This window comes from Klebsiella sp. X1-16S-Nf21, from assembly GCF_002837615.1.
Taxonomy (GTDB): domain Bacteria; phylum Pseudomonadota; class Gammaproteobacteria; order Enterobacterales; family Enterobacteriaceae; genus Klebsiella; species Klebsiella variicola.
On the sequence record NZ_PJDK01000112.1, the window covers coordinates 1 to 13,112 of the forward strand.

At 63.1% G+C, this 13,112-nt stretch carries 14 protein-coding genes; 12 read left to right on the plus strand and 2 right to left on the minus strand.

Annotation, left to right across the window (positions count from 1 at the left end; translation table 11 throughout):
• Positions 1-139 precede the first annotated feature (139 nt).
• From phnF to phnP, 10 genes are all read left to right on the plus strand, one after another.
• The gene (gene phnF, locus CW267_RS28115) at positions 140-865 is read left to right on the plus strand and encodes a phosphonate metabolism transcriptional regulator PhnF (protein WP_012543146.1); all 726 of its coding nucleotides are present in this window, start codon (positions 140-142) and stop codon (positions 863-865) included.
• Entirely contained in the window at positions 866-1,318 is a 453-nt protein-coding gene (phnG, locus tag CW267_RS28120) for a phosphonate C-P lyase system protein PhnG (protein ID WP_008807243.1), read from the plus strand.
• Positions 1,315-1,899: a phosphonate C-P lyase system protein PhnH gene (gene phnH, locus CW267_RS28125; protein ID WP_008807244.1), complete on the plus strand. Its 585-nt coding sequence runs from the start codon at positions 1,315-1,317 to the stop codon at positions 1,897-1,899. The genes phnG and phnH overlap by 4 nt, the downstream gene beginning before the upstream one ends.
• Positions 1,900-2,964, plus strand: coding sequence for a carbon-phosphorus lyase complex subunit PhnI (locus CW267_RS28130; RefSeq protein ID WP_008807245.1), 1,065 nt, complete (start codon positions 1,900-1,902; stop codon positions 2,962-2,964).
• Positions 2,957-3,805, plus strand: coding sequence for an alpha-D-ribose 1-methylphosphonate 5-phosphate C-P-lyase PhnJ (locus tag CW267_RS28135; RefSeq protein ID WP_002885202.1), 849 nt, complete (start codon positions 2,957-2,959; stop codon positions 3,803-3,805). Before CW267_RS28130 ends, CW267_RS28135 begins: the two co-directional genes overlap by 8 nt.
• On the plus strand, positions 3,802-4,560 hold the full coding sequence (gene phnK, locus CW267_RS28140) for a phosphonate C-P lyase system protein PhnK (RefSeq protein WP_016160123.1): 759 nt from the start codon (positions 3,802-3,804) through the stop codon (positions 4,558-4,560). The genes CW267_RS28135 and phnK overlap by 4 nt, the downstream gene beginning before the upstream one ends.
• A gap of 107 nt (positions 4,561-4,667) precedes the next feature.
• The gene (phnL, locus tag CW267_RS28145; RefSeq protein ID WP_044613967.1) at positions 4,668-5,348 is read left to right on the plus strand and encodes a phosphonate C-P lyase system protein PhnL; all 681 of its coding nucleotides are present in this window, start codon (positions 4,668-4,670) and stop codon (positions 5,346-5,348) included.
• Positions 5,345-6,481 (plus strand): alpha-D-ribose 1-methylphosphonate 5-triphosphate diphosphatase, encoded by a 1,137-nt coding sequence (phnM, locus tag CW267_RS28150; RefSeq protein WP_016160122.1) that lies wholly within the window; start codon positions 5,345-5,347, stop codon positions 6,479-6,481. The genes phnL and phnM overlap by 4 nt, the downstream gene beginning before the upstream one ends.
• Positions 6,481-7,044, plus strand: coding sequence for a ribose 1,5-bisphosphokinase (gene phnN / locus CW267_RS28155; RefSeq protein WP_012543150.1), 564 nt, complete (start codon positions 6,481-6,483; stop codon positions 7,042-7,044). Before phnM ends, phnN begins: the two co-directional genes overlap by 1 nt.
• A 15-nt stretch (positions 7,045-7,059) precedes the next feature.
• Positions 7,060-7,818, plus strand: a complete 759-nt coding sequence (gene phnP / locus CW267_RS28160; protein ID WP_008807250.1) for a phosphonate metabolism protein PhnP — start codon at positions 7,060-7,062, stop codon at positions 7,816-7,818.
• 22 nt (positions 7,819-7,840) lie between these two features.
• Here phnP and yjdP read toward each other — a convergent pair whose 3' ends face one another.
• A complete protein-coding gene (yjdP, locus tag CW267_RS28165; protein WP_012543151.1) occupies positions 7,841-8,194 on the minus strand; it encodes a DDRRRQL repeat protein YjdP in 354 nt (117 codons plus the stop codon).
• A 70-nt stretch (positions 8,195-8,264) separates the two neighbouring features.
• The gene (locus CW267_RS28170; protein ID WP_012969140.1) at positions 8,265-10,550 is read right to left on the minus strand and encodes an ATP-binding protein; all 2,286 of its coding nucleotides are present in this window, start codon (positions 10,548-10,550) and stop codon (positions 8,265-8,267) included.
• 179 nt (positions 10,551-10,729) lie between these two features.
• On the opposite strand from CW267_RS28170, the gene CW267_RS28175 reads away from it, so the two are divergent.
• A complete protein-coding gene (locus CW267_RS28175; protein ID WP_008807253.1) occupies positions 10,730-12,250 on the plus strand; it encodes a sugar ABC transporter ATP-binding protein in 1,521 nt (506 codons plus the stop codon).
• The coding region (locus CW267_RS28180) for an ABC transporter permease subunit (protein WP_101148693.1) at positions 12,247-13,112 on the plus strand (866 nt) is incomplete at its 3' end. The genes CW267_RS28175 and CW267_RS28180, both read left to right, overlap by 4 nt.

Here is a 13,112-nt window from a genome sequence, read left to right on the forward strand (position 1 = left end):
CGGCCGCCCTGTCATCCGTCTGGCACCAACTCTTCATCCTTTGGTCATCATCACTTAACCGAAATGCAACATAAACCGGTCAGGATCGGCCCACAACGCGAGGGACCTCCTCGCCTATGCTGTGTGAGGCTTGATGACTATGCACCTGTCCAGACATCCGACCAGTTATCCCACGCGCTATCAGGAAATCGCCGCCCGACTTGAGCAGGAGCTGCGCCACCACTATCGCTGCGGCGACTATCTGCCCGCCGAACAGCAGCTGGCGACGCGCTTTGACGTTAACCGCCATACCCTGCGCCGGGCTATCGACCAGCTGGTTGAACGCGGCTGGGTGCAGCGCCGTCAGGGCGTCGGCGTGCTGGTGCTGATGCGGCCGATCGATTACCCGCTTAATGCTCAGGCGCGGTTCAGCCAGAACCTGCTGGAACAGGGCAGCGATCCCACCAGCGAAAAGCTGCTGTCGGTGCTGCGCCCCGCCAGCGCGCATGTTGCCGAGGCCTTTGGCATCAATGAGGGCGAGAACGTCATCCACCTGCGCACCCTGCGCCGGGTCAATGGCGTCGCCCTGTGCCTGATCGACCACTACTTCGCCGACCTGCGTTTCTGGCCGGTATTGCAAACCTTTAGCCACGGATCGCTGCACGACCTGCTGCGCGATGAGCTCGACGTCAAACTGACCCGGGCACGCACCAAAATCAGCGCCCGCCGCGCGCAGGCGAAAGAGAGCAAGCTGCTGGAGATCCCCAACATGGCGCCGCTGCTCTGCGTACGCACCCTCAACAGCCGCCAGGGCGAGCAGACCCCCATCGAATACTCCGTCAGCCTGACCCGCGCCGACATGATTGAATTTACCATGGAGCACTGAATGCACTTCGATACCGCCACCCGCCAGCGCTGGATGTCCGTGCTGGCCCACAGTGAACCGCAAGATCTTCTGGCGCGCATGCAGTCCCTGCAGCTGGCGCCGGCGTATGAATTGATTCGCACCCCGGAAACCGGGCTGGTACAGCTCCAGGCCCGCATGGGTGGCATCGGCGACCGTTTCTTTGCCGGCGACGCCACGCTCACCCGCGCGGCGGTACGTCTGGCCGACGGGACGCTCGGCTACAGCTGGATCTTAGGCCGCGACCGCCCGCATGCCGAACGCTGCGCGGCCATCGACGCCCTGCTGCAGTCGCCTCGCCATTTTCATACGTTAATGGAAACCCTGATAACCCCGCTGGAAGCGCTACGCAGCGCGCGCATTGAAGCCCGACGCGCCGAAGTCAACGCCAGCCGGGTCGACTTCTTTACCCTGGTTCGCGGAGATAACGCATGACCTTACAACCCGCTTTTACCCTGGCTGTGCAGGATGCCCAACACAGTTTTCGTCGCCTGCTGAAAGCGATGAGCGAGCCGGGGGTGATTGTCTCCCTGCAGCAGCTTCAGCACGGCTGGCAGCCATTGAACGTGGCCTCCACCAGCCTGCTGTTGACCCTTGCCGATCATGAAACGCCGGTCTGGCTCGCCAGCGCTCTGCATAACGATCTGGTGGGACAGAATCTGCGCTTTCATACCGGCGCGCCGCTGGTGGATCAGCCGCAGCAGGCGGTTTTTGCCGTCGCCAATGACGGCATCAGCGCCGAGCAGCTCAACGTCCTTTCCGCTGGCACCGTCACTGCTCCGGAAACCGGCGTCACGCTGATTGTTCAGCTCGCCAGCCTCAGCGGCGGACGCATGCTGCGCCTGACCGGGGCAGGCATTGCCGAAGAGCGAATGATTGCGCCGCAGCTGCCGGACTGCATCATCGACGAATTAACTGAACGCCCGCATCCGTTCCCGCTGGGCATCGACCTGATCCTCACCTGCGGCGAGCGCCTGCTGGCGATCCCGCGCACCACCCACGTGGAGGTTTGCTAAATGTATGTAGCCGTCAAGGGCGGCGAGAAGGCGATCCTCGCCGCTCACGCCTTACAGGAACAGAAACGGCGGGGCGATGGACGGCTTCCCGAACTGAGCGTTGATCAGATAGGCGACCAGCTCAACCTGGCGGTGGACCGGGTGATGACCGAGGGCGGCATCGCCGACCGCGAACTGGCGGCGCTGGCGCTCAAGCAGGCCAGCGGTGATAACGTCGAAGCGATCTTCCTGCTGCGCGCCTACCGCACCACCCTGCCGCGGCTGGCGGTCAGCGAACCGATTAACACTGCGGAGATGCGCCTCGAACGCCGCATCTCCGCAGTGTACAAAGACATTCCCGGCGGCCAGCTGCTAGGCCCCACCTACGACTACACCCATCGCCTGCTCGATTTTACCCTGCTGGCCAACGGCGAAGCGCCGTCTGTGCAGCAAGCCGATGGCGAAGCAGAGCCGACGCCGCACGTCTTTAGCCTGCTCACGCAGCAGGGGCTGGCGAAGGCCGAGGAAGATCGCGGCACGCCGCCCGACGATATCACCCGCACCCCGCCGGTCTACCCCTGCTCGCGTTCCTCGCGCCTGCAGCAGCTGATGCGCGGCGATGAAGGTTACCTGCTGGCGCTGGCCTATTCGACCCAGCGCGGCTATGGCCGCAACCATCCGTTTGCCGGCGAGATCCGCAGCGGCTACGTGCAGGTGGAAATCGTGCCGGAAGAGCTGGGCTTTAGCGTCAATATTGGCGAGCTGCTGCTCACCGAATGCGAAATGGTCAACGGCTTCGTCGCCCCGCAGGATGAGCCGCCGCACTTCACCCGCGGCTACGGTCTGACCTTCGGCATGAGCGAGCGCAAAGCAATGGCCATGGCCCTCGTCGACCGCGCCCTGCAGGCGCCAGACTATGACGAAGAGATTGCTGGCCCGGCTCAGGATGAAGAGTTTGTGCTGGCCCATGCCGATAACGTCGAAGCGGCCGGCTTCGTCTCGCATCTGAAACTACCGCACTATGTCGATTTCCAGGCCGAACTGGCGCTGTTGAAACGCCTGCAACGGGAGAACGAACGTGGCTAACCCACTGACTGGCTATAACTTTGCTTATCTCGACGAGCAAACCAAGCGCATGATCCGCCGGGCGATCCTCAAAGCGGTGGCCATTCCCGGCTACCAGGTGCCGTTCGGCGGTCGCGAAATGCCAATGCCCTACGGCTGGGGCACCGGCGGCATCCAGCTGACCGCCAGCGTCATCGGCGAGAACGACGTGCTGAAGGTGATTGACCAGGGCGCGGATGACACCACCAACGCGGTGTCGATTCGTCAGTTCTTTAAGCGCGTCACCGGTGTCGCCACCACCGAGCGTACCGAAGACGCCACCCTGATCCAGACCCGCCACCGGATCCCGGAGACGCCGCTGGTGGAGGATCAGATCCTGATCTATCAAGTGCCGATCCCGGAGCCGCTGCGCTTTATCGAGCCGCGCGAAACCGAAACCCGCACCATGCACGCGCTGGAAGAGTACGGCGTCATGCAGGTGAAACTGTATGAAGATATCGCCCGCTTCGGCCATATCGCCACCACCTACGCCTACCCGGTGAAGGTCAATGGCCGCTACGTGATGGACCCTTCGCCGATCCCGAAATTCGATAACCCGAAAATGCACATGATGCCGGCGCTGCAGCTGTTCGGCGCCGGGCGCGAAAAGCGGATCTACGCGGTGCCGCCCTATACCCCGGTGGAAAGTCTCGATTTCGATGACCATCCATTTACCGTGCAGGAGTGGGATGAGCCCTGCGCCATCTGCGGCTCGCGCCACAGCTACCTCGACGAAGTGGTACTGGATGACAGCGGCCAGCGGATGTTTGTCTGCTCCGATACCGACTATTGCCGCCAGCAGAGCGAGGGGCAGAAAAAATGAGCCAGCCATTACTTGCTGTGAATAACCTGACCCATCTCTACGCCCCGGACAAAGGTTTTCGCGATGTCTCCTTCGAACTGTGGCCGGGAGAAGTACTCGGCATCGTCGGGGAGTCCGGCTCCGGTAAAACCACCCTGCTGAAGGCGATCTCTGCCCGCCTGAGGCCACAGCAGGGCGAGGTGCTGTACCAGCAGCGCTCGCTGTATGCCATGAGCGAAGCCGAACGCCGCCGCCTGCTACGTACCGAATGGGGCGTGGTGCATCAGCACCCGATGGACGGCCTGCGTCGCCAGGTCTCCGCCGGGGGCAACATCGGCGAACGGCTGATGGCCACCGGCGCCCGCCACTACGGCAACATTCGCGCCACCGCCGAAAAGTGGCTGCAGGAGGTGGAGATCCCGCCCTCACGCATCGACGACCTGCCCACTACCTTTTCCGGCGGCATGCAGCAGCGTCTGCAGATCGCCCGCAATCTGGTTACCCAGCCGAAGCTGGTGTTTATGGATGAACCCACCGGCGGGCTGGATGTGTCCGTGCAGGCGCGGCTGCTTGATCTGCTGCGCGGCCTGGCGGTGGAGCTGAATCTGGCGGTGGTGATTGTTACCCACGATCTCGGCGTCGCCCGTCTGCTGGCGAACCGTCTGCTGGTGATGAAGCAGGGCCAGGTAGTCGAGAGTGGCTTAACCGACCGGGTGCTCGACGATCCGCACCACCCTTACACCCAGCTGCTGGTGTCGTCGGTGTTGCAGAATTGATGCTGTTTTGCCGGGTGGCGGCTACGCCTTACCCGGCCTACAGGTGCGTTATTCGTAGGCCGGGTAAGCGAAGCGCCACCCGGCAACCCAACCCCGCGAGGGCTAACATGATCCGCGTTGAAAACATCCATAAAACCTTTGTTCTGCACCAGCAGCACGGCGTGCGCCTGCCGGTGCTGGCCGACGCCTCGCTGACCGTTAACGCCGGGGAGTGCGTGGTACTCCACGGTCACTCCGGCAGCGGCAAATCGACGTTGCTGCGTTCGCTGTATGCCAATTATCTGCCGGACAGCGGCCATATCCACATCCGCCACGGCGAGGAATGGGTGGATCTGGTCACCGCCACCCCACGCAAGGTACTGGAAGTGCGCAAAACCACCATCGGCTGGGTCAGCCAGTTTCTGCGGGTGATCCCGCGCATTTCAGCGCTGGAGGTGGTGATGCAGCCGCTGCTCGACCTTGGGACGCCGCGTGAAGCGAGCGCCGCGAAAGCCGCACTGCTCCTGACCCGCCTCAACGTTCCGGAACGCCTGTGGCACCTTGCGCCGTCGACCTTTTCAGGCGGCGAGCAGCAGCGGGTCAACATCGCCCGCGGCTTTGCGGTCGACTATCCGATTCTGCTCCTTGATGAACCCACCGCCTCACTGGATGCCAAAAACAGTGCTGCCGTGGTCAACCTGATCCACGATGCCAAAGCGCGCGGCGCGGCCATCGTGGGGATTTTCCATGACGAAGGGGTACGCCGTCAGGTCGCCGACCGACTGCACCCCATGGGAATGACAGCATGATTATCAATAACGTAAAACTGGTTCTCGACGACGACGTGGTCCACGGTTCACTGGAAGTCCAGCACGGTCGCATCCTCGCTTTCGCCGAAAGCCAGAGTCGGCTGCCGCAGGCGCTGGATGGGGAAGGCGGCTGGCTGCTGCCGGGCCTTATCGAACTGCATACCGATAACCTCGACAAGTTCTTTACCCCGCGACCGAAGGTAGACTGGCCGGCCCACTCGGCGATGAGCAGCCATGACGCCATGATGGTCGCCAGCGGCATCACCACCGTGCTGGACGCCGTGGCGATTGGCGACGTGCGCGATGGCGGCGATCGTCTTGAGAATCTGGAGAAGATGGTCAATGCGGTGGAAGAGACGCAAAAACGCGGCCTCAACCGCGCCGAGCATCGTCTGCACCTGCGCTGCGAGCTGCCGCATCACACCACGCTGCCGCTGTTTGAAAAGCTGATTGACCGCGAGTCGGTGAGCATGGTCTCTCTGATGGACCACTCGCCAGGCCAGCGTCAGTACGCCGATCGCAGCAAGTACCGCGATTACTATCAGGGCAAATACCATCTCACTCACGACGAAATGGACCGTTTTGAAGCCGAGCAGATGGCCCTGGCCGCCACCTGGTCGCAGCCGAATCGTCAGACCATCGCCGCCATGTGCCGCGCCCGTCGTATCGCCCTTGCCAGCCACGACGACGCCACCGAGGCGCATGTGGCCGAATCCAGTCAGTTAGGTAGCGTCATCGCCGAGTTTCCCACCACGCTGGCCGCAGCGCAGGCTTCACGTCAGCATGGGATGCACGTCCTGATGGGCGCCCCCAATATCGTGCGCGGCGGTTCCCACTCTGGCAACATCGCGGCGCACCAGCTGGCGAGCAGTGGTTTGCTGGACATTCTCTCGTCTGACTATTACCCCGCCAGCCTGCTGGATGCCGCTTTCCGCATCGCCGACGCCGAGGATAACGCCTTCACCCTGGCGCAGGCGATCCGTCTGGTCAGCAAGCATCCGGCGCAGGCGTTGGGCCTTGACGATCGCGGCGTCATCGCCGAGGGGAAACGCGCCGACCTGGTGCTGGCGCACCGTCGCGGCGAGCATGTGCACATCGACCATGTCTGGCGCCAGGGAACGAGGGTCTTTTAATGCCGGGAAAACTGATTTGGCTGGTGGGGCCCTCCGGCTCCGGTAAAGACAGCCTGCTGGCGGCGCTGCGCGAGCGCGAGCACCCGCAGCTGCTGGTGGCCCATCGTTACATTACCCGCCCGTTTAACGCGGGCAGCGAGAATCATATCGCCCTCAGCGAACATGAATTTTTTACCCGCGCCGAGCAGCATCTTTTTGCTCTCAGCTGGCACGCCAACAATACTTACTATGGCATTGGCGTGGAGATCGACCTGTGGCTGCACGCTGGCTTTGACGTGGTGGCCAACGGCTCCCGCGCCCACCTGGCGCTGGCCCGGGAACGCTACGGCGAGGTGCTGGTGCCGATCTGTCTCGCCGTCTCGCCGCCGGTGCTCCGCCAGCGGCTGGAGCAGCGCGGCCGGGAAAACGCGCTGGAAATCGCCCAGCGTCTGGATCGCGCCGCGCGCTATAAGCCGGACAATTGCCTGACGTTGAATAATGACGGGAGTCTTCGACAATCGGTTGACGATTTCTTCCGCCTGCTGCGCAGCCACGTGGCACGCGTAGAAGATCAGCCGGTATGAGTGAAAGGTGACACGATGAGCCTGACAATCCGTTTAACCGGCACCGGCGGCGCCCAGTTGGTGCCCGTCTTCGGTTGCGACTGCGCGGCCTGCCGCCGCGCCCGCCGCGAGGAGAGCCACCGACGCCGCCCCTGTAGCGGCGTGGTCACGTTCAACAGCGCCGTGACGCTGCTTGATGCCGGACGACCGGATCTGATGGAACATCATCCCGCCGGTAGTTTTCAGCAGGTGCTGCTGACCCACTACCATCTGGATCATGTGCAGGGGCTGTTTCCGCTGCGCTGGGGAGTCGGCGCGTCGATCCCGGTCTATGGCCCGCCGGACGACGCCGGCTGCGACGATCTACTCAAGCACCCCGGCCTGCTCGATTTTAGCCATACCGTCACGCCGTTTGTGGTGTTTGACCTGCAGGGGTTGCGGGTAACGCCCCTGCCGCTCAACCACTCGAAGCTCACCTTCGGTTATCTGCTGGAGTCGGCCCACAGCCGGGTGGCCTGGCTCTCGGATACCGCCGGGCTGCCGGACAAGACGCTGAAGTTTTTACTCAACAACCGCCCGCAGGCGATGATCATCGATTGCAGTCATGAGCCGCGCGCGCAGACCCCGCGTAACCACAACGATCTAAACACCGTCCGCCACCTTAACCAGGTGATAGGCTGTCCGCGGGTGATCCTTACCCATATCAGCCACCAGTTAGATGTCTGGATGATGGATAACCCGCTGCCGACAGGTTTCGAAGCGGGATATGACGGGATGGAAATCGTGCTGGATTAAGTGCAGGTCCGTTGCGGAGCGATCAGTAGCTATCATCCAGACGACGCTGGTCGCTTTCTAACTGGCGACGATCCTGATCGAGCTGGCGCTGGCGTTCGTCAAGCTGGCGGCGGCGATCGTCCAGTTGCCGTTGTCGATCGTCATACTGACGCTGGCTGTCGCGGCTCTGCTGACGGCTCCCCTGATAGCGCCCGTCATCATACCGGCCATCGTCATCATATCTGTCGTCGTCATCGGAGCGGTTGCTACCCGGGTTATAGGCGTCGTTAATGGCTTGCTGAATATTGCCGATCGCGTCATCGATAATATCGGCGCGAGCGGCCAGGCTGGTCAGCGACAGGGTGCAAAAGAGCAGTGCGGTTGCGTAACGTTTCATCGGGGCCAATCTCGTCAGAGTCCTGCCGCTACCTTAATCAAGCGTACACCCCCCGAGTAGCGGAGGAATCTCAAATCCTCGCGTACGCCGCGCTCAGCGCCTGCGCCAGCTGGGCGCGGGTAAACGGCTTACGCAGCCACTCCACTTCCGGCAGGGCCGGATTCTGCGCCGGACGCAAATCCTGGCCGCTGATCAGCAGCACCGGCAGCGCCGGAAAGCGGCGTCGGGCGGTATGGATCACGTCGGCGCCGCTCAGCGCGCCGGGCAGCATCAGATCGCTAATCAACAGCGCGATATCCGGCGACGCCTCCAGCAGCTGCAGCGCCTCTTCGCCACTCGGCGTCTCCAGCGTCAGCCAGCCCAACTGATGCAGCTGTTCACACAGCGTCTGGCGTACATCTTCTTCATCTTCCAGCACCAGCGCCAGCCGTTCTCCCGCCGGCAGCGGCTCGTCCTCCGCTGGCGCCACCGTCGTCTCAACCTCGGTCATCGCCCGCGGCAGCTGCAGCCGCACCGTCGTCCCCTGCCCCGGCGCGCTCTCCAGCGCCACCCGGCCGCCCGACTGGCGCACAAAGCCATACACCATCGACAGTCCCAGACCGCTGCCGCTGCCGGTGGCTTTGGTGGTGAAGAACGGTTCAAACACCCGGGCTTTCACCGCCTGTGACATCCCGCTGCCATGATCGATCACCTCCAGGGCCACCATATCCTGCCGCTGACCGCTGCTGCGGGTGACCCGCTGATTCCAGGTGCGTATTTTGATAACCCCGTCGCGCCCGGCCATGGCGTCACGGGCGTTCATCACCAGATTGATCAGGGCGTTTTCCAGCTGGCCAACGTCTATCCATGCCGGCCACGCCGGCGACTGCGCCTCAATCTCCAGACTTAAGGTCGCCGGCAGGGAGTGACGCATCAGCTCGCTGAGGTTCTCCAGCAGCGGCGCCATCGCCACCGCCTGGGGATGCAGCGCCTGTTTGCGCGAAAAGGCCAGCAGCCGCTGAGTCAGAAGCGCCCCACGCTCCGCCGCCTTCAGCGCCCTGGAGAGGCGCGGCGCATCGCGTGCGTCCGGTTCCACCAGCTCGAGGCTGCCGATGATCACCGCCAGCAGGTTGTTAAAGTCATGCGCCAGCCCCCCGGTCAACTGGCCGACGGCCTTCATCTTCTGGCTGTGCAGCAGCGCCTCTTCCAGCTCCTGGCGCTTAATCCGATCGATCTCCATCTGGGTGGTCTTCTCTTTCAGCAGCCGGGTGGTGTGCTCCAGCGACGCCGTATTGCGGGCGAAAACGTTAAAAGCTCGCGCCAGCTCGCCCAGCTCATCGCGCCGCTGCAGGGCCGGCACCGAGACGTTCGGCTCCCCCTGAGCCAGCCGCGACATCGCCAGGGAGATGGCGGTCAGGTTCGAGCCAAGGTTACGGTAGATATACCACCCGGCGCAGCCGGTGATCGCCAGCGCCAGCAGCGCGGAAAGCAGAATAAACATGCTGATGGAGCGCAGCTCCCGATGGCTTTGCGCCGCCCGCTGCTCTGAGGCTTCCGCCACCCGGGTCACGTACTGATTGATGTCCTCGTTAAGCAACGCGACCAGCGCTTTGATGTGGTACATGTACCAGCTGATCGTCAGATCGCTCTCCTCCAGCTGGGCCGACAGCGGGGCCAGCGTCGCCAGTTCCCGGTTGACGTCGGGCAGGAAAAACGCCAGCGCGGGATCGGCGCTGCCTGCCGGCAGGTCGCCGCGCAGCTGGTCGAGCTGCAGAACGATCGACCGCGGCGTAACGGTATGGATCGCGGCCACGATCAGCCGGTCCATCTCGGCCAGCCGGCGCGGATCGATCGCCTTATCCCCGCCGCGATCGTTAAGATCGGCGAGATGGCGCAGGTTGCTCTGATTCTGGTAAAGCGAACTCAGCAGCGCATTGCGCTGCAGATGGCGGCGCTGGCCGCGCTCCAGCATCTCCGCCACGCTCTGCTGCAGCGCGTTGCTGCGGCGAATAATATTGGCCACCCGCGCCTGCTCCTGCTGCGCCAGCGGGGCCGCCGCCAGCTGGGCCAGCGAGTGCTTCAGCGCCTGCTGCGTCGCCAGCAGCCGTTCCGCTTCGCTTTTGTACTCCAGCGCCCCCACCACCTGCGACAGGCGCACCGCTGCCGTGGCGACATTCGCCGTGTCCCGCGCCAGATCCATACTGCCGCGCATGTCGTTGAGAGTCTGGCGCTGCACCTGCTCCTGCAACTGGCTGGCGTGGTGAAAGCCGAACACCGCCACGCCGCTCACCAACAGGGTGACCACGCCCATCAGCAGATTAAAGGAGAGCAGGCGGCCACGGGCGCTGGTGAAAAACGGGTGTCGGCGAGCGGTCATAGCAACTCCAGTGAAGGATCGGTCGGCAGATAAGCGTGACGGTGCAGAAAATGACGCCGCGTAACTGTGATCGCGGTTAACTATTTATCACTATGACAAATATGAATGGATTCTGACATTCTGCATTTATTTTCCGGTGGTGGACTGCAGCTATTGTTCTCATAGACAGGAGCGCCGCGATGACCGCCACCCCGGTACTGGAAATGCGCCATATCGCCAAAGCTTTTGGCAAATTCTACGCGCTGAAGGGCGTCGACCTGACGGTCTGGCCAGGGGAGATCCATGCCCTGATGGGAGAAAACGGCGCCGGAAAAAGCACGCTGATGAAGATCCTTGCCGGCGCCTATACCGCCACCAGCGGCGAGATCCTGATCGACGGAAAACCGCAAACCATCCGCGGCCCCAAGGACGCGCTGGCCGCTGGGATCACGTTGATCTATCAGGAGATGCAGCTGGCGCCGAACCTGACCGTCGCGGAAAACATTTTCCTCGGCAGCGAGCTGGCGCGCGGTGGCCTGGTGCAGCGCAAAGCCATGCTCAGCCAGGCGCAGGCGGTGATCGACCGTCTCGGCGCCCAGTTCAAAGCCAGCGACCGGGTGATGACCCTGACCATCGCCGAACAGCAGCAGGTGGAGATCGCCCGGGCGCTCCACCGTCAAAGCCGCATTCTGGTGATGGATGAACCCACCGCCGCCCTCTCCTCGCGGGAAACCCAGCGCCTGTTCGAGCTCATCCTGCGCCTGCGCGATGAGGGGATGGCGATTATCTATATCAGCCACCGCATGGCGGAAGTGTATGAGCTCTCCGACCGCGTCAGCGTCCTGCGCGACGGGCAGTATGTCGGCAGCCTGGTGCGTGACAAGCTCAACGCGCCGGAGCTGGTGCGCATGATGGTCGGCCGCCCGCTCAGCGATCTGTTCAATAAAGAACGTGACATCCCCCGCGGCCAGCCGCGCCTGCGGGTCGAGGATCTGACCGATGGCGGCAAGGTGAAGCCCAGCAGCCTCGTGGTGCATGCTGGCGAAATCGTCGGCCTCGCCGGACTGGTCGGCGCAGGGCGCTCCGAACTGGCGCAGCTGATCTTCGGCGTGCGCAAAGCCACTGGCGGGGTGATTGAGATCGACGGCGAGCCGGTGGTGATCCACTCGCCGCGCGAAGCCATCGACCTCGGGATCGGCTTTCTGACCGAAAACCGCAAAGAACAGGGGTTGTTTCTCGAACTGGCAGCCCAGGAAAACATCACCATGGCGACGCTGGAACGCGACGCGAACTGGGGGATGCTCAACCGCCGGAAGGCGCAAACCATCTCCGATGACGCCATCCAGTTGCTTAACATCCGCGTGCCGCACGCCCAGGTGCGCGCCGGCGGGCTGTCCGGCGGCAACCAGCAGAAATTATTGATTTCACGCTGGGTGGCGATTGGCCCGCGCATTCTGATCCTCGATGAACCCACCCGCGGCGTCGACGTCGGCGCGAAAAGCGAGATTTACCGCATCATGAACGACATGGCGCGCCAGGGCGTCGCCATTCTGATGATCTCCAGCGAACTGCCCGAAGTGGTGGGCATGAGCGACCGGGTCTATGTGATGCGCGAGGGCGCTATCGCCGGCGAGTTACAGGCCGGCGATATCAGCCAGGAAAGTATCATGACGCTGGCCACCGGCGTGAACGATTCTCACCTTAAGGCAGGGCAACTATGAGCATACCGAAAGAGACCTCCGCGCCAGTCGCGAAATCCGCTTCGGCGAAAAAAATGTTGATGGGCGACCTGATGCAGACCGTCGGCATTCTGCCGATCCTCATCCTGATCGTCGCCGTTTTCGGCTTTATCGCCCCCAACTTTTTCACGGAAAGCAATCTGCTGAATATCACCCGCCAGGCCTCGATCAACATTGTGCTGGCGGCGGGAATGACCTTCATCATTCTTACCGGCGGCATTGACCTCTCCGTCGGCTCCATTCTCGGCACCACCGCGGTGGCGGCAATGGTGGTGTCGCTGATCCCGGAGCTGGCGTTGCTGTCGATTCCGGCGGCGCTGATGCTCGGCCTGCTGCTTGGGCTGTTCAACGGCGCGCTGGTCGCCTTCGCCGGGTTACCGCCGTTTATCGTCACCCTCGGCACCTACACGGCGCTGCGCGGCGCCGCCTATCTGCTGGCTGACGGCACCACGGTGATCAACTCCGATATCAGCTTTGAGTGGATCGGCAATGACTATCTCGGCCCGGTGCCGTGGCTGGTGGTCATCGCCCTGGCGGTGATCGCGGTGTGCTGGTTTATCCTGCGCCGCACTACCCTTGGGGTGCATATCTACGCGGTGGGCGGCAACATGCAGGCGGCGCGGCTGACCGGCATCAAAGTCTGGCTGGTGCTGCTGTTTGTCTACGGCATGAGCGGCCTGCTCTCCGGTCTTGGCGGGGTGATGAGCGCCTCGCGGTTATACAGCGCCAACGGCAACCTCGGCGTCGGCTACGAACTGGATGCCATCGCCGCGGTCATTCTCGGCGGCACCAGCTTCGTCGGTGGTATCGGCACCATCACCGGTACGCTGGTGGGGGCGCTGAT

Excerpts from the sequence above, each read along its gene's own strand:
- yjdP (WP_012543151.1), bottom strand. The coding sequence starts at position 8,194 with ATGAAACGTTACGCAACCGCACTGCTCTTTTGCACCCTGTCGCTGACC.
- phnP (WP_008807250.1), top strand. The coding sequence starts at position 7,060 with ATGAGCCTGACAATCCGTTTAACCGGCACCGGCGGCGCCCAGTTGGTG.
- phnM (WP_016160122.1), top strand. The coding sequence starts at position 5,345 with ATGATTATCAATAACGTAAAACTGGTTCTCGACGACGACGTGGTCCAC.
- phnG (WP_008807243.1), top strand. The coding sequence starts at position 866 with ATGCACTTCGATACCGCCACCCGCCAGCGCTGGATGTCCGTGCTGGCC.
- CW267_RS28175 (WP_008807253.1), top strand. The coding sequence starts at position 10,730 with ATGACCGCCACCCCGGTACTGGAAATGCGCCATATCGCCAAAGCTTTT.
- phnN (WP_012543150.1), top strand. The coding sequence starts at position 6,481 with ATGCCGGGAAAACTGATTTGGCTGGTGGGGCCCTCCGGCTCCGGTAAA.
- phnK (WP_016160123.1), top strand. The coding sequence starts at position 3,802 with ATGAGCCAGCCATTACTTGCTGTGAATAACCTGACCCATCTCTACGCC.
- phnL (WP_044613967.1), top strand. The coding sequence starts at position 4,668 with ATGATCCGCGTTGAAAACATCCATAAAACCTTTGTTCTGCACCAGCAG.
- CW267_RS28170 (WP_012969140.1), bottom strand. The coding sequence starts at position 10,550 with ATGACCGCTCGCCGACACCCGTTTTTCACCAGCGCCCGTGGCCGCCTG.
- phnH (WP_008807244.1), top strand. The coding sequence starts at position 1,315 with ATGACCTTACAACCCGCTTTTACCCTGGCTGTGCAGGATGCCCAACAC.
- phnF (WP_012543146.1), top strand. The coding sequence starts at position 140 with ATGCACCTGTCCAGACATCCGACCAGTTATCCCACGCGCTATCAGGAA.
- CW267_RS28130 (WP_008807245.1), top strand. The coding sequence starts at position 1,900 with ATGTATGTAGCCGTCAAGGGCGGCGAGAAGGCGATCCTCGCCGCTCAC.